Source organism: Paenisporosarcina sp. P4_B8 (assembly GCF_056402175.1).
The window spans coordinates 40,525-61,987 of record NZ_JBFUHX010000012.1 but is presented as its reverse complement, the minus strand read 5'-3'; the positions used below and the strand labels follow the sequence as shown (position 1 = coordinate 61,987).

The 21,463-nt window shown below is 39.8% G+C and carries 21 protein-coding genes and 1 other annotated feature; of the genes, 1 reads left to right on the top strand and 20 read right to left on the bottom strand.

All coding sequences use genetic code 11. The annotated features are described in order from the left end of the window. Positions 1-4 precede the first annotated feature (4 nt). Complete coding sequence (locus tag AC1DSK_RS12325) at positions 5-1,093, bottom strand: M42 family metallopeptidase (protein ID WP_016426715.1); 1,089 nt, start codon at positions 1,091-1,093, stop codon at positions 5-7. Between the two features lie 71 nt (positions 1,094-1,164). Next, a complete protein-coding gene (locus AC1DSK_RS12320) occupies positions 1,165-1,650 on the bottom strand; it encodes a dUTP diphosphatase (RefSeq protein WP_016426714.1) in 486 nt (161 codons plus the stop codon). Between the two features lie 99 nt (positions 1,651-1,749). Between AC1DSK_RS12320 and AC1DSK_RS12315 the strand changes: the two genes are divergently transcribed. Further along, positions 1,750-2,136 carry a hypothetical protein gene (locus AC1DSK_RS12315; RefSeq protein WP_016426713.1) on the top strand — a complete coding sequence of 129 codons (387 nt, stop codon included), beginning with the start codon at positions 1,750-1,752 and terminating at the stop codon, positions 2,134-2,136. Positions 2,137-2,307: 171 nt separating this feature from the next. Here the strand turns inward: AC1DSK_RS12315 and AC1DSK_RS12310 are convergent, their stop codons facing one another. The 18 genes from AC1DSK_RS12310 to hflK all read right to left on the bottom strand — a co-directional run bounded on the left by AC1DSK_RS12310 (position 2,308) and on the right by hflK (position 21,369). Further along, a complete protein-coding gene (locus AC1DSK_RS12310) occupies positions 2,308-2,589 on the bottom strand; it encodes a DUF1294 domain-containing protein (protein ID WP_477547049.1) in 282 nt (93 codons plus the stop codon). Positions 2,590-2,857: 268 nt separating this feature from the next. After that, complete coding sequence (gene rplT / locus AC1DSK_RS12305; protein ID WP_016426710.1) at positions 2,858-3,217, bottom strand: 50S ribosomal protein L20; 360 nt, start codon at positions 3,215-3,217, stop codon at positions 2,858-2,860. Positions 3,218-3,268: 51 nt separating this feature from the next. Then, positions 3,269-3,469, bottom strand: a complete 201-nt coding sequence (gene rpmI / locus AC1DSK_RS12300) for a 50S ribosomal protein L35 (RefSeq protein ID WP_016426709.1) — start codon at positions 3,467-3,469, stop codon at positions 3,269-3,271. A 30-nt stretch (positions 3,470-3,499) separates the two neighbouring features. Beyond that, on the bottom strand, positions 3,500-4,006 hold the full coding sequence (infC, locus tag AC1DSK_RS12295) for a translation initiation factor IF-3 (protein WP_016426708.1): 507 nt from the start codon (positions 4,004-4,006) through the stop codon (positions 3,500-3,502). 315 nt (positions 4,007-4,321) lie between these two features. Beyond that, a complete protein-coding gene (gene thrS, locus AC1DSK_RS12290) occupies positions 4,322-6,244 on the bottom strand; it encodes a threonine--tRNA ligase (RefSeq protein WP_016426707.1) in 1,923 nt (640 codons plus the stop codon). 57 nt (positions 6,245-6,301) lie between these two features. After that, positions 6,302-6,535: a binding site (T-box leader), on the bottom strand. A 59-nt stretch (positions 6,536-6,594) separates the two neighbouring features. After that, positions 6,595-7,338 (bottom strand): ABC transporter ATP-binding protein, encoded by a 744-nt coding sequence (locus AC1DSK_RS12285; RefSeq protein WP_016426706.1) that lies wholly within the window; start codon positions 7,336-7,338, stop codon positions 6,595-6,597. A gap of 1 nt (position 7,339) precedes the next feature. After that, complete coding sequence (locus tag AC1DSK_RS12280; protein ID WP_477547051.1) at positions 7,340-8,971, bottom strand: ABC transporter permease; 1,632 nt, start codon at positions 8,969-8,971, stop codon at positions 7,340-7,342. Positions 8,972-9,044: 73 nt separating this feature from the next. Beyond that, a complete protein-coding gene (locus AC1DSK_RS12275) occupies positions 9,045-10,121 on the bottom strand; it encodes a Fe(3+) ABC transporter substrate-binding protein (protein ID WP_477547052.1) in 1,077 nt (358 codons plus the stop codon). Positions 10,122-10,485: 364 nt separating this feature from the next. After that, complete coding sequence (gene dnaI, locus AC1DSK_RS12270) at positions 10,486-11,427, bottom strand: primosomal protein DnaI (protein WP_477547053.1); 942 nt, start codon at positions 11,425-11,427, stop codon at positions 10,486-10,488. Beyond that, positions 11,414-12,808, bottom strand: a complete 1,395-nt coding sequence (locus AC1DSK_RS12265) for a replication initiation and membrane attachment family protein (RefSeq protein ID WP_477547054.1) — start codon at positions 12,806-12,808, stop codon at positions 11,414-11,416. The genes dnaI and AC1DSK_RS12265 overlap by 14 nt, the downstream gene beginning before the upstream one ends. Before the next feature lie 21 nt (positions 12,809-12,829). Next, positions 12,830-13,300 carry a transcriptional regulator NrdR gene (nrdR, locus tag AC1DSK_RS12260; protein ID WP_016426701.1) on the bottom strand — a complete coding sequence of 157 codons (471 nt, stop codon included), beginning with the start codon at positions 13,298-13,300 and terminating at the stop codon, positions 12,830-12,832. 104 nt (positions 13,301-13,404) lie between these two features. Continuing rightward, complete coding sequence (speD, locus tag AC1DSK_RS12255; RefSeq protein ID WP_016426700.1) at positions 13,405-13,788, bottom strand: adenosylmethionine decarboxylase; 384 nt, start codon at positions 13,786-13,788, stop codon at positions 13,405-13,407. 224 nt (positions 13,789-14,012) lie between these two features. Continuing rightward, complete coding sequence (locus AC1DSK_RS12250; RefSeq protein WP_477547055.1) at positions 14,013-15,035, bottom strand: glyceraldehyde-3-phosphate dehydrogenase; 1,023 nt, start codon at positions 15,033-15,035, stop codon at positions 14,013-14,015. Between the two features lie 126 nt (positions 15,036-15,161). Beyond that, on the bottom strand, positions 15,162-15,752 hold the full coding sequence (gene coaE, locus AC1DSK_RS12245; protein ID WP_477547056.1) for a dephospho-CoA kinase: 591 nt from the start codon (positions 15,750-15,752) through the stop codon (positions 15,162-15,164). Positions 15,753-15,767: 15 nt separating this feature from the next. Beyond that, positions 15,768-16,640 carry a bifunctional DNA-formamidopyrimidine glycosylase/DNA-(apurinic or apyrimidinic site) lyase gene (gene mutM, locus AC1DSK_RS12240; protein ID WP_477547057.1) on the bottom strand — a complete coding sequence of 291 codons (873 nt, stop codon included), beginning with the start codon at positions 16,638-16,640 and terminating at the stop codon, positions 15,768-15,770. Between the two features lie 15 nt (positions 16,641-16,655). Further along, positions 16,656-19,283, bottom strand: coding sequence for a DNA polymerase I (gene polA, locus AC1DSK_RS12235; protein WP_477547058.1), 2,628 nt, complete (start codon positions 19,281-19,283; stop codon positions 16,656-16,658). Positions 19,284-19,426: 143 nt separating this feature from the next. Next, entirely contained in the window at positions 19,427-20,410 is a 984-nt protein-coding gene (gene hflC, locus AC1DSK_RS12230; protein WP_477598245.1) for a protease modulator HflC, read from the bottom strand. Then, positions 20,410-21,369 (bottom strand): FtsH protease activity modulator HflK, encoded by a 960-nt coding sequence (hflK, locus tag AC1DSK_RS12225; RefSeq protein WP_477547060.1) that lies wholly within the window; start codon positions 21,367-21,369, stop codon positions 20,410-20,412. The genes hflC and hflK overlap by 1 nt, the downstream gene beginning before the upstream one ends. Between the last annotated feature and the right edge of the window lie 94 nt (positions 21,370-21,463).

Here is a 21,463-nt window from a genome sequence, read left to right as displayed (position 1 = left end):
CTTATTAGTCGAAGATAATTTTGTTCACTGTGTCACGATCTAGTTTTTTGATTACCGCCACAATCAGTTTGACTGCATTTTCATAATCATCACGGTGTAAAATACCTGCATGAGAATGAATATAGCGAGTTGCGATCCCGATAGCCAATGAAGGAACACCGTTCGCCGTCAAATGAATCGCTCCGGCATCTGTTCCGCCTCCAGGAATAGATTCAAACTGATAGGGAATATTATTTTCTTCTGCAGTATCTACCACTAAATCTCGAAGTCCTTTGTGAGAAACCATTGAAGCATCAAACAATACCAATTGTGGACCTGCTCCCATTTTGCTTGTAGATTCTTTTGCTGTAATCCCTGGCGTGTCACCAGCAATACCGACGTCAACTGCAAAACCAATATCCGGCTTGATCTTCGCTGCTGCTGTGCGTGCTCCACGTAATCCAACTTCTTCTTGGGCAGCTCCCACACCATATACAATGTTTGGATGTTTCTCATCTTTTAATGCTTTCAGGACATCAATTGCGATTGCACAACCAATACGGTTATCCCACGCTTTTGCCAGAAGCATTTTTTCATTGTTCATAACAGAGAATTCGAAATATGGTGTTACCATATCTCCTGGCAATACGCCCCACTCCATAGCTTCTTCTTTCGAAGAGGCACCGATATCAATAAACATGTCTTTGATATCAACCGGTTTATTGCGTGCTTCAGGTGATAAGATATGTGGTGGTTTCGATCCAATGACACCAGTAATAGATTCACCTTTACGCGTCACAATAGTTACACGTTGAGCAAGCATAACTTGTGACCACCAGCCACCAACGGTTTGGAACTTTAAGAAACCTTTATCATCAATTTGAGTAATCATGAATCCGACTTCATCCAAGTGACCGGCAACCATGATTTTCGGGCCTTCCGCGTCGCCTACTTTTTCTGCAATTAAGCTACCCAGATTATCTGAATCCATTCGGTCAGCAAATGGCTCGATGTATCTTCTCATAACATCTCGTGCTTCACGTTCATTCCCAGGTATGGCCTTTGCATCTGTTAAATCTTTCAGCATCGTAAGTGTTTCATCAAGTTTCGTCATTATTTCGTCCTCCTAAATATGCTCTAACTATATTATTATAATGGAAACGTATTCAGTTTTCAAAATATTCGTTAATAACCAGAGCGTTGACGTTCGTAATTTTTTTCATTCTTGTCAATATATGCTTTTACGATTTGAAGATGTGTAAAACCTAGTGATGATCCAACGGCTCCATACCATTTCCACACATCTTCATATAGCGGTCTGGTTGGTTCATGGAGAAATTGTTGAATAGATGCATGGGTATTTAGAAATAAATGAGTCAGAGAACCTGCTTTTTCCTCAACTGGCCAACTATCTAAATCGTCCAATTGTTTTTCAATGCCGAGAGACAGTAAGAAATGAATGGAATCTACGTATTCTTCTAAAATCGTTTCCTTATCGGATGGCCCTTTTGCACTCCAAAATTTGAAGCAACGTGTTTCATTCGCCAATTCAGCTAGTTCAACTAATAACGCTAACCCTTTTTCAAGAAATACATCATGAGATATATTTTTCTCCGATTGAATATATCTGTCGAGAGCTTTTTGCATCGTAAATAACTGCTGTAATTCCATATCAAATACCTCCAGAAAAAAATTTGAACAATCTTGAAACCAAAGTATTTGTTCATCCGTATACCATAGTAACACGTCTGCCCAAAGGGAGGTTCCATTATGATCATCGTATTGATCCGATTTCTTATACTCGCACTTGTTGTCTATTTGTTTTACCGTGGAATTATTTACTTAATGGATCCCAAGCGAAAACTTGATGACGCTTACGAAAAGGGTGCTTACTATTTTTACGATGATGTGAAAAATGTGAGGAAAAATTTCTTCATTTCATTTAAAGGGGCACTGTTTGAGGGCGAGAAATATCTTGGTACTACTGGTGATGCATTCGAAGTTGTGTCCATATTTGTCTGGGTCAAAGATACAATGAAACTGCAAGGCTTTACACGGGACGATTTTTTATTCCTGGAAAAAGAAATCTTGATGAACTATCCAGAAGCGGATATCAGCTGGAAAAATCCAATCGAAAAATTGATGAAAAACCAATAAGAAGAAACCCGACACGAAAAATTAGTGTCGAGTTTTTGATTTAGTTATTGGATTATGAGATTTTTGAAGGTATTCGCGTAATTTGAGGTCCTATTCACGCTTTTCACTCCTCTATTCGCGTTCACAACGAATCTATGCGTGGACTGAGAATCATCCAATAACTGCTTTTTTTCATGACCACTCTTTCAACAATGGAGCCGCCCATATGATTAAAGCTACCTGTAGAATCGCCAGTAATGTAAAGCCAATTCGGAAGGACATATGTTTTGTCTTATGGCGATAGAGAATCATTCCTAGGTACGCTCCCACTCCACCGCCAAGTATCGCAAGGTTCCATAGAGTACGTTCTGGCACTCTGCGTTTATGCGCTTTTGCTGCTGTTTTATCATGGCCCATAGTAAAAAACGAAACGATGGACATGATAATGAAAAACCCGATAAGTATGAGATGCATACTAAAATTCCCCCTAATAGATTGACGTGATTAGTCTCAACTAGTTTAGCTGCCTCTGAGAACACTTTGAACGATAAACGCTTCAGTTTGAGCGATAAATTCATATTTTGATCGACAAATACCTTAGTTTGAGCGATAAATCTCTCAGTTTGAACGATAAATTTTTCACAATCTATTTCCATTATCTTCAGAAGCTCAAAATTACTATGTATGAATTAGTATAAAAAAAGACTGATGGAAAATCCATCAGCCTTTTGAATAAGTAAAATTACTTGTTCATTGATTTTTTAGCAGCTTCTGCTAATTGTGTGAATGCTGCTGCGTCTGTAACAGCTAGGTCAGCTAACATTTTACGGTTAACTTCAATACCAGCTAATTTCAAACCGTGCATTAAACGGCTGTAAGAAAGACCATTCATGCGAGCTGCTGCATTGATACGTGTGATCCATAATTTACGGAAGTCACGTTTTTTGTTACGACGGTCACGGTAAGCATAGTTACCTGATTTCATAACTGCTTGGTTTGCTACTTTATATAGTAATTTTTTAGCACCATAATAACCTTTTGCTAATTTTATAACTTTTTTACGACGCTGGCGCGTCACTGTTCCGCCTTTTACGCGTGGCATAATACATTACCTCCTGCTTTTATTTCGAATGTTTAAGTTTCGAGTATTAACTTACTTCATGTAAGCGATAAGTGATTTGATGCGTTTGTAGTCACCAGAAGAAACTAGTCCACCTTTACGTAACTTACGTTTAGCTTTAGTAGACTTATTTGCGAATAAGTGACTGCGGTATGCAGATGCACGTCTTATTTTTCCAGAACCAGTCTTTTTAAAACGCTTAGCCGCGCCGCGGTGAGTTTTCATTTTTGGCATGTCGAATTCCTCCTAAACTGTTCGTCAATCTTACTTTTTCTCGTTCTTCGGTTGAAGAACCAAGAACATGCTACGGCCTTCCATCTTCGGTTTTTGTTCAACCGTCGATACTTCAGCACAAGCTTCTGCAAAACGATCTAACACGCGTTGGCCAATTTCTTTGTGCGTAATTGCACGGCCTTTAAAACGGATAGAAGCTTTGACTTTGTCTCCTTTTTCAAGGAACTTGATTGCATTTCGTAATTTCGTTTGGAAATCATGTTCATCGATTGTCGGGCTCAAACGAACCTCTTTCAATACGATAATCTTTTGATTTTTACGAGTCTCACGATCTTTCTTTTGCTGCTCAAATTTGAATTTACCATAGTCCATGATACGAGCGACTGGTGGCTTGGCTTGAGGGGCCACAAGGACAAGATCCAAATTAACACGAGCGGCAATTTCTAACGCTTCAAAACGCGTTTTAACTCCTAATTGATCACCATTTTGATCGATAATACGAAGTTCACGAGCGCGAATGCCATCGTTTACATACATGTCTTTGCTAATAGTAATCCACCTCCAGGTAGTGTCGCGAATACATGGTTTGGGCATATCGTTTATCGAAATGCTCAATAAATCGGTTACGCCGTTCCGGACCAATAAAAAAACGAGCGGACATTTACATAAGTAGATGTCCGCCCGCCGATATATGCAAGTACAACGCTGTACGTTACGTTCAATCGTGTGCCGACCTGTCAACTACATCTAGTGTCAATCAGGTGAGAAGCGGGCAGCCTCTTCTTATACCACAAACTTTGTATTCATTAACCTTAATAACAATACCATAGACAAAAATCGTTGTCAACAGCTTTAGTTAATTTCTTGTTGAATGCGTGAAAGGAACTCGTCAAATGGAATGCTTTCCGAATTCTGCTCACCGTACTTGCGCACATTCACGAAGCCGCTTTCCAGCTCCTTGTCACCTAGGACTAGCATGTATGGAATCTTCTGCATCTGTGCTTCACGAATCTTGTAGCCAAGTTTTTCATCGCGTTCGTCCATCTCAACACGCAAGCCTGCTGCCTGGAGTTTTTCGATAACGCCTTTTGCATAATCGAAGTGGACCTCATTAGAAACCGGGATGACTTGAACTTGAACAGGTGCCAGCCAAGTCGGGAATGCACCTTTATACTCCTCGATTAGGAAAGCAACGAAACGTTCCATAGTTGATACTACTCCACGGTGGATGACAACTGGGCGATGTTGTTTGCCGTCTTCACCGATGTAGGATAGATCAAATTTCTCAGGCAATAAGAAATCAAGTTGAACAGTGGATAACGTTTCCTCTTTACCTATTGCAGTTTTGACCATTACATCCAATTTAGGGCCATAGAACGCCGCTTCGCCATCAGCTTCGTAGTAGTCCAAGTTTAACTCATCCATTGCTTCTTTCAGCATGCTTTGTGCTTTGTTCCACATATCGTCGTCATCATAGTACTTTTCTTTATCTTCTGGATCACGGTAAGACAAACGGTATGAGTAATCATTAATATCAAAATCTTTATAAACACCAATAATCAATTGAACAACACGCTTGAACTCATCTTTGATTTGATCTGGGCGGACGAAGATATGCGCATCATTCAATGTCATTCCCCGTACACGCTGAAGACCACTTAAAGCACCGGACATTTCATAACGATGCATTGTACCAAGCTCAGCAATGCGCATAGGCAGGTTACGGTATGAATGAATGCCATTTTTGAAAATCATCATATGATGAGGGCAGTTCATCGGACGCAATACTAGATCTTCATTGTCCATACTCATTACCGGGAACATATCGTCTTGATAATGATCCCAGTGGCCGCTTGTTTTGTACAGTTCCACACTGCCCATTACTGGCGTGTAGACATGATCGTAACCCAGCTTCACTTCTTTATCGACAATATAGCGTTCGATGATGCGGCGGATTGTTGCACCTTTAGGTAACCACATCGGCAGTCCTTGACCTACTTTTTGTGAGTTCATGAATAAATTAAGTTCTTTCCCGATTTTACGGTGGTCACGCTCTCTCGCTTCTTCAAGCATTTTCAGATGTGCAGCCAATTCTTCTTTTGTGAAGAAAGCTGTTCCGTAGATGCGTTGCAACATTTTATTGTCGCTGTTACCTCTCCAATATGCACCTGCAATACTTAGTAATTTAAATTCTTTTAACTTACCAGTAGACGGAACGTGCACCCCACGACATAAGTCGAAAAATTCACCTTGTTCGTAAATGGATACTTGATCATCTTCAGCAATTGCTTCCAACAACTCAATTTTATATTCATCCTCTTTAAACTTGTCAAATGCTTCTGCACGAGACACGTTGTGACGTACAATTTCAAGATTTTCATTGATGATTTTCTTCATTTCTTTTTCAATAGCCGTCAAATCTTCTGCAGTAATTGGTTGTGGTGAATCGATATCGTAATAGAATCCATTTTCAATTACTGGGCCTACGCCTAATTTCACATCTTTGAAAAGACGCTTTACTGCTTGAGCCAATAAGTGAGCTGTACTATGACGCAACACTTCCAGCGCTTCATCTGAGCCTGCAGTAACAATGGCAATTGCACCATCTTGCTCAAGTGGTGCTTTCAAGTCTACAAGTTGGTTATCCAGTTGACCAGCCAACGCTTTTTTACGAAGGCCGGGACTGATTGATGCTGCAACATCTTCGGTTGTCGTGCCTTTTGGGAACTCCTTTATCGCGCCGTCTGGAAATTTCAGTTGAATTGTTTCTGACATTTACCCCACTCCTTCGTTTTTATTATTAAAATTGAACACAAAAAAACCCCGTCCTATGAAAGGGACGAGGTTTGAGTTCGTGGTTCCACCCTTCTTCCTTCTCTTCAGTCCAGGACTAAAAAGATGAAGCTTTGAGCCGGCTAACGGGCCGTTACCGTCAACAGTTACTAACGATTTCACTGTTGCTGCTCCGAGGTGGTAAATTGAGTGTCGTACTTAAGAAGCTTTCAGCCAGGGCTTCTCTCTCTAAAAAGTCGTACAGACAAGTATTGTCCTCTTCTTGGCATTTCTTTATTCTTATGTTGACATTTTACTCTTGCATGAAATCAAATGCAACTGAAAATTTAAAATTATACACTCATTAATTCTCGTGCTTCTTGTTCCGGTACGAATTGTGGCGTTGGATGGGGATGAATCCCGAGCAAATCACAAGGACGACCGATTAAATCAATGCAACCATCTTTCAGCTTAACGATACGATCCGCTAATGCATGGGCATCATTTTCGTCATGTGTGACGAAGATGGACGTAATATTCGCTTTTTTAATAATTTCACGTAAGTCTTTACGAATTTTCACTTGCAGTTCTGCGTCTAAATTACTGAAAGGCTCATCCAATAAAATCAAGTGTGGGTTTGGCGCAATAGCTCTTGCAATCGCCACACGTTGTTGTTGACCTCCACTAAGTTGATGCGGATAACGTTTCTCATAATCCTGAAGTTCAACTAATTCAAGAACTTCCGCGAGGCGTTTTTTCTTTTCTGCTTTTTTCATTTTAAATAAACCGAATATGATATTCTCTCCAACCGTCATATGGGGAAACAGCGCATAATCCTGAAACACCATTCCTATGCCTCGCTTCTCAGGTTGCAGAAATGTTTTGTTATCAAAAATCACTTCATCCTGAATCGTCAATGTACCTTGAGTTGGCTTTTCAAGTCCAGCTAGGAGACGCAGTATCGTGCTTTTTCCACTGCCGCTTCGACCTAATATTGAGATGACTTCCCCTTTTTCAATATTCATTGAAAACTGGTCTAGTGCAGAGCGATTTGTATTTGGATATTTGAAACAAACATTTTGAATGGAAATAAACATGTCAATCCGGCTCCTTTTCGAGAAACTTATAGAAAATAACAATGGCAAGGGCACTAATACCGACAATTAATAACGAAGCTTGTGAAGCTTCCATAATTTTTTCATCACTTGCATATTGGAATGCTTTTGTTGAAAGCGTATCAAAATTGAATGGACGTAATATTAACGTTAAAGGTATTTCTTTTAATATATCAATGAAAACTAAAATATATCCGCTGATAATTGCGCCTTTCAGCATCGGTACATCTACTTTGAAAAACGTTTTTGTCGGCCCGACACCTAGAAGTCTTGAAGCGTCCCTAAAGTCTGTTCCAATTTTATCGTATCCAGATTCAATGGAATTATAACCAATTGCAAAGAAGCGGATGATATAGGCGGAAATCAACATCGTTAAACTTACACTTAGAACAAGTGTTGTCCCAACACCGAGCATTTGATACAAAGGTGCAAGAAAACGATCGAGTGCAATAAATGCAGTAACAACTGCTACGGAAATCACCGCTCCTGGTATAGAGTAACCGAGAATTGTTAACTTAGGAAACAGTTTCGCTACTTTGCTATGTACCAAACGACTGAAGTTTCCGACAATCAAAGCGAAAACAATTATCACAAATGCACTGATGCCTGCTACTGTTACTGAGTTCTTAACGTAAGTCAGAAATTCATCCATCGGGATTGTCCCAAACGTCAGGAGCATCCAATCAATCAGCTGGGCTATTGGAATGAAGAATCCTAGACTTAATATCAACAACCCGTAACCAGTTGCAAGAAACGCTTTCATGCCTCTCAACTGAATAAGCGGCAATGGCCGCACTTTGGTGGTGGAATAACTGTATTGCCTTCTTCCACGCAATATTTTTTCAATCAATAGAATCAAGATGACAAACCCCATAAGGGATGCGGCAAGTTTAATTGATGATTCAATATCACCTAAACCAAACCAAGTTTGAAATATTGCCGTCGTAAATGTCTGGATGCCAAAGTATTTCACCACACCATAATCATTTAACACTTCCAGCACAACTAAACTTGCTCCACCAATAATGGAAACCCTTGAAATAGGAATGACGACTTGAAAAAACGTGCGCCAAGGACCTTTTCCGAGCACTCTTGCACTTTCAATCAATGAAGCAGATTGCTGGGATAAGAATATTCGGGTAATTGTATAAACATAAGGATATAAAAAAATCGTATAAATAAAAATTGCTCCGGGCAGATTCATGATGTCAAAAAATGAAGGATTCAGCTCCATATCGAATCGATCTCTAAGAGTCTTTTGTATTACTCCTGTGTAATTGACAATCCCGTGGTATGTATATGCACCAATAAAAGGTGGGATGGATAGAGGCAAAATAAGAGCCCATTTTAGAAATTTTCTCAAAGGGAATTGATATTGAGCAATCAACCATGCCAGACTCAACCCTATGAATATCGTTAGTATAGCGGTAGTGCTAATTAAAATCAGTGAGGTTTTAATGAAAGAGCCTAGAACAAATTCTTTCATATGTGCCCAGTTTTCATTGGCTGGAGAAAAAACGCCCATGACAATCGTTAAATTCGGTAAAAACAGGAGAATCATAATGATTGCCGCTGCTACCGTCCACATATTCACACTAGCCAATCTTCTTTGCACGTCACCAACACCTCTTATCCAATCGCAAGAAATCCCTTGTTACGTTTGAACGTAACAAGGGCATTTGATTTGTTTATTTCCAACCAACTTCGTTGAAGATTAAAATTGATTTTGCATTGTTGTCACCAAGAGCAGATAATGGGATATCTTGTTCTTTGAATTCGCCCCATGATTTAAGTAATTCAGTCGGTTCAACTGATTCATTTACTGGGTATTCATAATTTGCTTCGGCAAATGTTCCTTGAGATTCAGGAGATGATAGGAACTCAAGTAATTTGATCGCATTGTCTTTGTTCTTCGCCGTTTTTACGACACCGGCACCACTTACGTTAACATGAGTACCTGTCGTTTCTTGGTTAGGGAAGAACAAGCCTAAGCCTTCTGCAACTTTAACTTCTTCTGGATCTTCAGAGTTCAGCATTTGACCAAAGTAGTAAGTGTTCATGATTGCTACATCGCCAACACCTGCAGCAATTGCTTTCGCTTGATCACGGTCTCCACCTTCAGGATCACGCGCAAAGTTCGATACTAATCCAGCAGCCCACTCTTTCGCTTTCTCTTCACCATTGATTTCAATGAAAGAAGCTAACAAAGATTGATTATACACATTTTCAGAGCCACGAATCAAGACGCGACCTTTCCATTGGTCTTCAGTCAACGCTTCATATGTTGATAATTCTTCAGGTTTCACTGTTTCTTTGTTGTAGACAATGACACGAGCACGTTTTGTTAAACCGTACCACATTTGATCTTTATCTTGGAAGTTGGCTGGAACTTGTTCATCCAGAACATCACTTGATACCGCTTGCAGTAACCCATCCTCTTTTGCACGGTATAAACGTCCAGCGTCGGCAGTCAAGAATAAATCTGCCTCAGTTGCATCACCTTCGCGTTTAATACGCTCAAGTAATTCGTCAGCTTCACCTTTGATTACATTTACTTTGATGCCAGTTTCTTCTTCGAATTTTTTGTAGAGTTGGTCGTCTACATCATAGTGACGAGCTGTGTATAGGTTTACTTCTTTGCTTTCGTTTGTTTCGTTTGTTTCTTTTGTTGCTTTGTTCTTTGTATCCTTAGAAGTAGTATCGTTGCCACATGCAGATAATACGACTAGAGCAAAAGCTAAAACAATAAATAATGCTTTTTTCACTGAATGTCTCTCCCTTTGTATATGTAGTGAACCATTGAAAACGATTCTCACTCTCAATTATAGACATGTAATTGAGAATGTCAATCACCCTCTACATAGCGTTTAATATTTCTATTATTCTAAAAATAAGGGATTTATTAACTATCAAGGTTGATTTTACAAAAAGGAATCTTTGCCCTTTCCGCAGACGAACCAGCAAGCGCAAAAACAACCACACCATTTAATAGAGCAGAAAATAAAAAAAATATTATTTCTCATTTTCAGTTGGATTTTATGTCTGGTTTAAGATGCAAGTCTTCTGTCATTTACATTTCCCCATAAAAAAACTACCCGGCTGAAACAGTCAAGGTAGTCACACTTTTCTTTATCCATCTCGTCTATTTTTCCCGCTCAGTCGCATCGGAATTGTTATCGAACGTATACGTTCCATGATTCGCGCTGCTTTCACTAGTTCCCGTTCGCCTTTTCCAGAGTACGCTAAATGCTCTTCGAGTCCGTCATAGTCAAAGTTCGATGTAATGAAAGTTGGTAAGTTCTCTGCCATACGATAATGCAACACAGTCCCAAGGATTTCGTCTCTCGTCCAGCTGGATAATGTTTCAGCTCCTAAATCGTCGAGCATAAGTACAGGTGCTTTCTTTACATAGTCCACTTTTTCCTGTAGCGACTGATCCTGTATGGCGTGTTTCATTTCACGTAAAAATTCCGGCACGTAGACAAGAACTGTTTTTATTTTCTGTTCAGCAAGTTCATTTGCCAGGGCGCCTAATACATAGGATTTACCAACGCCAAATTCGCCAAAGATATAAAAGCCTTTTGCAGGTAAATTCCCTGTCGTTTTGACTTCTTCCATAAATGCATTTGCTGCCGTACCTAGATTCACACGGGTATTATGATCGTATGTAACGGTCGCAAGTGTTGCCTGCAACACATCCTTTGGCATATGCATGCTCGATATCATTGCAGACACTTGACGACGTTCATCTTCAATCGTTTTTTGTCTGCATCTTGTGTAATCAAGGTCTATAGATCCGCGGACTATTGTCAATTTCGGCACGTAGCCTTTCATGACATTCTGACAGCTGGCCACATTTTCACAGGTTTCACAGTCATGGTTTTGAGAAGTATATTCATATAGTTTCCCGAGTCCACGATCTACCATATCTTTGTTGACAAGCTCTGCGTTCTCCGATAAAAACGCTTGAACTCCACGATCTTCAAGAATTTCATTTTTCATTTTTTCATAACGCTTCGAAAATTCAGGTGCATTCACGACGCGTTTTAACGTTTCACTAATTGGTTCCATTCGTTTTCGCCTGCCCCTCTGTTACACCGAGTTTTTCAAGCAATTGCTGTTTTTTTGCTTCCCAATCTTCTGTCACTTCATTTTCAACCGTTTTTTTCGTTGAACGATTTTCTTTCGCTTTATAGAACCATTCCGGCACTTTTTCATCGCGCACATTTTTTCGCTTATATGAAGTTGTCTTTGATGAATTTTGCCAATCCATATACTGGTCATGTTCTTTTCGTGAAATTTCAATTGCCTGTTCGCATGTCGAAATGTTTTCACGTTGCCAGTGCGCTGCAATTTTGTGCACATAATTTTTGTTCAGTTTCATTTTCGCTCGGATTAGAACGAATTGTAATAAGACATTGACGACTGCGGGTGGAAAACCATATTTAAATATAAGTTCATTGGCTAAATCAACTTCTACAGGCAAAGGCTCCTTACCGTTCGATAAATCTCTTAACACTTCCAGTGGTGGCGTTTCTTCGAGATATTTAATAAGTGATTGATCTTTGGAAAGTTTCACTTCCTGAGAAACCACTTCACGCTGCACACCAGCCTTAGGCATCAACCTTGGAGGTTTAGAAGAAATAGAGAGCTTGTAATAATCAGCTGCTGTTTTTTTCAAACGATCTTCCGTAATGCGATTTTGATCATCAATAGCCATCATCAACACTTTTTGCATATCGATTGCATTTAACGAGTATAGAAAAGCTACTTTTGCAATCAGTTCCTTTACAGATAAAGTTAATACACTGGAAGGAATCATGACTTCAGATAACCCTGATTTCAATAAATCAAAATCAAAATCCATCGAATAGAAAGGAATCTTCTTCGGCCGTTCGGAAGTTTGCTCAATTTGTCCTGGTTCAAATATATGCCCCAGTTTATTGTAATCATGGTTGCTTTTAAAAACGTCCTGCAGGTCACGCGATACATTCTCATACCCGTTTAAGATTGGTTGCTTTTTAACGAAGCGCTCTCTTATACGTATATACGCTTTTTCGTGTATGACGCTATATAAAGATGTGGCCAAAATCGGTTCACTGAAGAACGAAGCTGCATCCAGGGGTGCTACTACCTCGTATATGAACAGACGTTTTTCGTCATCATCTTTTTTCCACGTTTTCATCAGTCCAATGGCTTCGAGTGACACACGGGCATCAAATATTTTCTTTAATGACATATTCAACACATCCATTAAATAATAGTGTGTCAATTGTTCAGTTGTTTCGCCCTCTGATTCGGCCCATAATGTACAATACAAACTCATCGCATCTGAACCAATGATAGGTTTATACAACATCGTCACAAGCTGGCGATCCTTGTCCGTCAGTATATTGGGCATTTGGATGATGAAGCTATCTACCGGCTGAAGTTCTTTAAATAATAGTTGCACGCAACATCGTCCTCCTGTCCCTTATTTTTTGTCTTCTGGACTTTTCTTCAACAAGTCTTTTAATTCATCTATAAACACATTAATGTCTTTAAATTGTCGATATACGGACGCAAAGCGCACGTATGCTACTTCATCGATGGTTGCCAGACGATCCATGACCATTTCGCCAACATCCTCTGACTTCACTTCGGAATTGCCGATTCGGCGTAAATCTTTCTCAATTGAGAATACGACATTTTCAAGAGATTCAAGCGTCACAGGGCGTTTTTCACATGCGCGAATCAGGCCTCTCAATACTTTTTCATGGCTGAATTCTTCGCGTGACCCACCTTTTTTCACTACGATCAACGGCATTTCTTCTACTTTTTCGAAAGTAGTAAAACGAAAACCACAGTCTTCACATTCTCTTCTTCTGCGGATCGCTTTATTATCGTCTACCGGTCGTGAATCCACGACCCGCGTTCCATTAAATTGGCAAGCTGGACATCTCATAGTTTTATCTCCTGAATTCGTTTAGTGTTCCTATTATATCAAAAAAAGTCCATTAAAATCGAAAAAGCAGAGGAATTTCTCCCTCTGCCTACTCAGTTTAGTTGTTATGCATGTGCTGTTACGCGCGCTTTACCCGCAATAACAGGACCCATACCACGTGGAATTTCTGTCATTTCACGAGTCTGAGATCCAAGTGCATCAGCAATATATTTAGCAGCAATTGTTGGATCTAAATCGCCGCATGTATATACATCAATACTTGCGTAACCGTGTTCTGGGAAGCTGTGGATAGTTAAGTGTGATTCAGAAATGATCACGACTCCACTTACACCTTGTGGTGCAAATTTGTGGAATGCTACTTCACGTACTTCTGCTCCTGATTTAAGTGCTGCCTCTACAAACGTACGCTCGATGTATGTTTCATCGTTCAATTTGTCAAATTCGCACTCCCATAGTTCTGCGATAACATGACGCCCCATTGTTTCCATGGTTCGTTTCCCCCTTTGATAAGTTTTTTTATAGTTTGTTGAATCATCAAAGTCGACTACCACGGGGGAAAGTTAGTCCAGAGAGGTCCTAACCCTTTAAGCAGTCAGTTGGTACAATAAAAGTACACGATTCACATTATATGTTGTAATCTCAAACAATGCAAGTGTTCGAGAAAAAAATAATTCCTCCCTACTTTTGAAAGCATGTAGGGAGGAATATTTTATTAGGCAATTACTGTGTCTTTCAGTGCTGCGCCTACTTTTTTTGTCAAATCTACTACACGTGCTGAGTAGCCCCATTCATTATCATACCAAGCGAGAACTTTTACCTTACGTGTTCCCATAACCATTGTCGTTAAACCGTCAATGATCGCTGAATGTGGGTTTGAATTGAAGTCAATCGACACAAGTGGTTCTTCAGTTAATCCAAGAACCCCTTTCATTGAACCTTTTGAAGCTTCAATAAATGCTGCATTTACTTCTTCTGCCGTCACATCAGTTTGTAAATCTACAACAAGATCCACTAATGACACATTTGGAGTTGGTACGCGAAGAGACAAACCATGAAGTTTACCTTTCAATTCAGGTAAAACCAATGCCAATGCTTTCGCTGCTCCTGTAGATGTCGGGATGATGGACTGTGCACAAGCACGGGCACGACGTAAATCTTTATGTGGATTATCTAAGTTCTTTTGATCATTTGTATACGCATGGATAGTCGTCATAAGACCGTTTTCGATGCCAAACGTGTCATTCAGTACTTTCGCAACTGGCGCTAGACAGTTTGTTGTACAGCTGGCATTTGAAATGATGTCATGTTTTTCAATATTCAATTGATTATCATTTACACCCATAACGATTGTTATGTCTTCATTTTTACCAGGAGCAGTCAAAATTACTTTCTTAGCTCCAGCTTGTAAATGCAATGCCGCTTTTTCGCGGTCATTAAATTTTCCAGTTGCTTCGATAACGATATCAATGTTCATTTCTTTCCATGGTAACTTCAATGGGTCACGGTCACTTACAAGTTGAACTCGCTTACCATTTACAATTAAAGCGCTTTCTTCTATGACAATGTCACCAGAAAACGTTCCATGATTTGTGTCATACTTAATCAAATGTGCTAACGTTTCAGCAGGATAACTTGCATTAATTGCCACCACGTTTAAATCATCTTGAAGAATTGCCTGGCGAAATACCATACGACCAATACGGCCAAATCCATTAATAGCGATAGAAGCTGACATAAAAAATCCTCCTACAAGTATGTTATACTGTTAATCTTTTACCTGAAATTAGTATAACACATTTTGAACTAAGTTAAACACTTTGTTGGCAATGTAGAAATGTTCTATTTTTCAGAAAGTGGGACATTATACGTCCCACTCAGCTAGTATACGCTCTAATTGAACTTTTGATTGTTCGATTGACCCATTATTATAAATGACCGCATCGGCACCTTTTTCTTTTTCGGAAAGTGGTAATTGGGACTGAATTCTCGCCTTAGCTTCTTCCTCAGACAACGAATTACGCTGCATCAATCTCTGTAGCTGTGTCTCTTCCTTTACGGAGACAACCAGTATTTTATCAACAAAATGTTGGAGTCGACTTTCAAAAAGAAGCGGGATATCCATAATCAACGTTTCTTCCCCACTCTCAAAAAGTTCATCTCTTTGGCGCAGCATTTCTGCACGAATGGCTGGATGCATCAAATCGTTGAGTTGTTTCCTTTTTGCTGGATCATGAAAAATGAGCTGCCCCAGTGCTTCTCGGTTTAATGTGCCATCCTCATTCATTACCTCTTTGCCAAATATGCATTCAATGTCTGACAATGTTACGGTACCAGGTTCTACGACTACTCGAGCTACAAGATCCGCATCAATAATGGGATAGCCTTTTTCTTTCAACATTGCTGAAATTGTACTTTTTCCACTCGCAATACTTCCTGTTAATCCAATAATCATCTATTGTCCATCCTTCTATCGTTGACACGAAGGACAATACCAAGAGTTTCGTCCTCCAAGTACAACTTGTTTTGTAGGAATCAAGCAATTAGGGCATTGTTTCTTGCCATACATGGACAAGCGATTTTGCATGCCCCCTGCTTCCCCATTAATATTCCGATAATCTGAAATGGAGCTTCCTCCTGCAGATATGCTTTCGTTCAACACATCGACAATCGTTTGAAAAAGGAGAATAAGTCTTTTTTGACTAACACGCTTCACTTTTCTGCCCGGATGTATATGCATTCGAAATAAAGCTTCAGTGGCATAGATGTTGCCACATCCAGAAATAACTTGTCCATCCATGATTGTTTCTTTTATGGACTTATTTTGATACTTAGAGAGCGAGGACATATCAATAAAATGGTTTAATGCGGACTCCGCAAATGGTTCGGGTGCCATTAACAATAATGGAGGAAATTGATCTTCTGAATCCAGTAAACGCATTTCGCCGAATCTCCGAATGTCTGCATATACCAAAAGCATGCCGTCATCTAATGTTAATACGACATGAATATGTTTTCTGAACTTATCTTCTGTGATGTCTGCAGTTTCCTGGACATAAAACCATGCACCGGTCATTCCCAAATGATTTACTAATAGTAAATCTTGTTGATCTTTAAGTAAGTGAAAATAAATATATTTAGACCTTCTTACGATCTGAGTGATTTGAGCATTTTCGAGTGCTTGCTTGAAGTGTTTAAGCTCTGAGCCTTTAACAATGGCTTGTTTTCCCGCCTGTCTTGAAACCTCTAGAACGGCGGATAGTTTTACAGATTCAATGGTCTTCCCGGTAGCTACCGGTTTGAGGGAGTTAACGACTCCCTCTACTTCAGGTAATTCAGGCATGATGATTTTGCCCCCTTACTTCGTATCGTACCAAGTCAGACCATATGCATAATCCACTTTAAGTGGCACTTTTAATTCAATAGCGTGTTCCATTACTTCAGGTACGATTTTTTCTAAAATCGCAATTTCTTCTTGAGGTGCTTCAAAAATCAATTCATCGTGCACTTGAAGAAGCATTTTCGCTTGCAAGTTTTCTTTCTCTAAACGATCAGCCATATCTATCATTGCTTTTTTGATTATATCCGCAGCACTTCCCTGGATAGGCGTATTCATCGCCGTACGCTCAGCAAAGCCACGTAAGTTAAAGTTTGAGCTAGTAATATCCGGTAAGTACCTTCTTCTATTTAAAATGGTCGTGACGAATCCCTTTTGCTTCGCTTCCCGTACAATTTCATCCATGTAAGTTTTCACACCTGGGAAGCTTTCCAGGTAACGCTCGATAAACTCAGCCGCTTCTTTACGGGAAATCGATAAGCTTTGAGAAAGTCCGTAGTCACTTATTCCGTAAACAATACCGAAGTTTACTGCTTTAGCTGCGCGTCGCATATCTGACGTCACGGCATCTGCTTCAACATGGAAAACATCCATTGCAGTTTTAGTATGAATGTCCAGGTCATTTCGGAAAGCTTCAATCAGCTCTTCGTCATCAGACATATGTGCTAAAACGCGTAACTCAATTTGAGAGTAATCAGCCGCAAATAAAATCCAATCTGGTTGGGATGGGACAAATGCCTTTCTGATTTTCCGGCCTTCTTCCAAACGCACCGGAATGTTCTGTAAGTTTGGATTCGTAGAACTCAAACGACCTGTTTGCGTCAATGCTTGCTGGTATCTCGTATGAATTTTGCCGTCGTCCTTGTGAATTTCTTTCAACAATCCTTCAATATACGTCGACTGCAATTTGCCCAACTGACGATACAAAAGGATATGGGAAATGACTTCATGCTTCCCTTCCAATTTCTCCAAAACGTCTGCGGCCGTTGAGTATCCTGTCTTCGTTTTTTTAAGAGGTGGAAGCCCCAGTTTTTCAAACAAGATCACACCTAGTTGTTTCGGTGAATTAATATTGAAGTTTTCACCTGCTGCATGATAAATGGTTTGTTCAATCTCCGTCAACTTCCCGGCTAAATCCTCACCGATATCCACCAGTGTTTGACGATCGACTTTCACACCATCTGACTCCATCTTCCCGAGGATTGTAGCTAATGGTAACTCCAAATCATGATAAAGTTCATATTGCTCGTTTTCTTTCAGCTGATCATCCATCACTTTACGCAGTTTCCATACGGCCATTGCTTTTCTAACTACATGTTCTCCTAGTTCGGCGTCGCTAGGAACTGATTTCTTAGCACCTTTGCCATACACTTGCTCATTCGTTAATACTTCACTGTAACCAAACTCCCGCGATAACACAGCTACATCATCAGATGTAATCCCTGGATTTACAATATAGGCAGCAAGGACAAAGTCGAATTCAACACCATCGAGCAGTACCCCATTGCGATGGAAAGCTGCAAGTGCCGCTTTGGAATCTACCAATTGTTTCTTTTTCGACTCATCAGCCAGCCACGTACGGAATGATTCACATGCAAACGCATCCTCAACTTTCATAAAAAACGCATTTTTGTCATCAACAAGAGCGACACCCAACATATCTGCTGTATGATACTGCTCGTCATACAATTCCAGATGAACAGCCATTTCTTCTGAAAGTTGATTTGTCGTAATTTCTGATAAGTGAATGAAGGAAATATCTGCTTTCGTTTCTTCCACTTGTGAATAGGTTGTTTTTTCTAATAGAGATTTGAAGGCCAGCTCCTGCCAAATTTTAATGACCTCATCCATATCGGGACCATTATAGGACAAATCTTCTAAAGAAATAGTGATTGGAGCTTGTGTTTCAATGGTTGCCAACACTTTACTCATTTTTGCCTGTTCTTCATTGGCCACCAGTTTTTCTTTTAATTTTGCTCCTTTGACACTCTCAAGGCCTTCGTACACACCATTAACCGAGTGATGTTCAAGTAATAGTTTGATTGCTGTCTTTTCACCGACACCAGGAACTCCTGGAATATTATCTGATGCGTCCCCCATTAATCCTTTCATATCAATGATTTGATCAGGGGTTAAGCCATACTTTTCCAGTATGTGCTCAGGTGTATACTTCTCGATATCAGTCATGCCTTTACGTGTGATATAGACAGTCGTCGAGTCCGAAGAAAGCTGTGTAAGGTCTTTATCACCCGAAACAATAATCACTTCTTCTCCCTTTGCTTCTGCCTGTTTGCTCAACGTCCCGATTATGTCATCCGCTTCATACATCGGAAGCTCATATTGCGGGATTTGATATGCGCTTAATAGTTTTCGCAAATATGGAAACTGTTCAGAAAGCTCTGGTGGTGTTTTTTGACGGCCACCCTTATACTCACCGAAAGTCGTGTGCCTAAATGTGGTTTTCCCTGCATCAAATGCCACAAGCATATGTGTTGGTTGTTCTTCATCCAATATTTTTTGTAGCATCATTGTAAAACCATATACTGAATTTGTGTGGATCCCATGTTCATTCGTCAGTAATGGGAGCGCGAAAAATGCTCGATACGCTAAGCTATTTCCATCTAATAATAAAACTTTATTTTTGCTCACAGATTTTCCACTCCTCTACGTAAAAAAACGTCATCTTCCTTCATATTACCATGTTGGCAAGATGAAAGGAAAATGACGTCCTTTGAAATAAACAGTGTTATTGGTTTTTCAAATACAGCTTATGAAATGTCACTCCTAATAATCTATTCCAAGTAACCTGAAAGAATTTTTGCATAAGGAGAATCCGATGGCAAAATAATCATTGTATCATCACCAATTGTTTTCTTGTAGGATTCTAATGTTCGATATAAAGCATAAAATTCAGGGTCTTTCGAGAAAGATTGATTATAAATCTTGGCCGCTTCCGATTCACCTTCAGCCGCAATGATGGATGCTTCTTTTTGGGCAATTGCAACCATTTCCTGTACTTTGYGATCTGTAGATGCTTCAATTGTACGCTTATCTGCATCCCCCTCAGACAAGTACTTCTGTGCTATGGATTGGCGTTCGGAAATCATGCGTGTATAAACGGATTGTTCGTTTTCTGGTGGGAGGTCCGTACGCTTCATTCGGACATCAATTACTTCTACTCCGTAATCATCGTCTTTCAGCAACTCATTTACGCGTGCGGTCACGCGGTCATTCAAGCTTCCTCTCGATGTGTTTTCATCATTGATGATTTCATCATAGTTCAGCTGTCCAAGTTCTGTCCGTACGACAGAGTATATAAACTCTTCCATTCGCGCTTCTGCATTCAACAACGTTCCTGCACTCGTAATCATGGCTTTAGGATCGCTAATACGCCATACAGCGTAGTTATCAATGATAATTCGCTTTTTATCCTTAGTATTGATTTCCGCTTCCGAAACGTTATACGTCATCTGATAACGCGGCAAAGTAGAGACACTTTGGACAAACGGGATTTTCATATAAATTCCAGGCTCAAATCGAATATCCACCACTTCACCAAATTGGCGAACAACACGGTACTCATTTTCTTTAACAACATATATATTAGCGAGCAGGATAATTAGAGCGGCAAATACGATGGTTAATGTAATAATGGTCTTCATATGTTTTTTTATATTTATAGGCTCTCGTGTTTTTGTTATTTTATTTTTATTATTGAATTGTTCATTGAACTTTTGTTCCAGGCTTGCGAATGGGTTCGGTTTGTTCGTGTCCATTATTTGCCGCCTCCTTGCTCAGTTGTAACTGGTGGAACTTGTGTAGGCTGTTGTAATGGCAAGTACTTCACCGTTTCACCTGAATCATTCATGATGTAAATTTGAGCATTCGGCAAGACCGACTCCAATGTCTCAATGACTAATCGTTGTCTTGTGATTTCCTGATTGTTTCGATACTCTGCATAAAGCTTATTGAAGACAGCTACTTCACCTGTTGCCTGCTGAATACGTGCTGTGCGTTGGCCTTCAGCACGGGACTTAATGGCAGCAATCTCACCAATCGCTTCACTTTCACGCTGATTTTGATATTTCTTCGCTTCATTTGTTTTCGTGTTTTTCGTTTCACGCGCATCGGTTACGGCTGTAAAAGCAGAACGGACCTCTGCATTCGGCAATTCTACATCTTGTAGTTTTACACCTAAAATGGAAATACCAATATCATATTTTTCGATAAGCGTAGCAAGTAAGTCCCTCGTTTGAGCTTCAATATCTGCTTTTCCTGATGTTAAAGCTTCATCAATCATCGAACTCCCGATGATTGAACGGATAGATGCTGAAGTGGCATCATGCAAAATTTCCTGTGGGGCTTCTGAATTAAATAAATACTTTCCTGGGTCTGTGATTTTCCACTGTACAACCAAGTCAGTTAATACAATGTTTTCATCCCCTGTAATCATTTTTGTTTCGTTATCATATGAATCAATTTCTCCATCTTCTGATTGCTTGTAGCCGAATCGCAGACTGAATGTCTCCTTCGATAGAATTTCTACTTTTTGCATGGGCCATGGCAATTTGAAATGCAATCCAGAATCTAATATTGGCTCCTCTGCTTTCCCAAATGTAATGACGACCGCTTGCTCTGATTCATCCACTGTATACCATGTAGTTAATATGGCAATAAGTGCAATGATTCCAGCCAAAGCCAAAGATGCAGTCGTTAAAATGCGCTTAACACTCATCTATGTATCCCTCTTTTCTTTTCACTCATTCTTTCTACGATTAGCTCAATATAAAGTTTCATAAAGTTGACTTTTCATTGGAATTTTTCAGGAC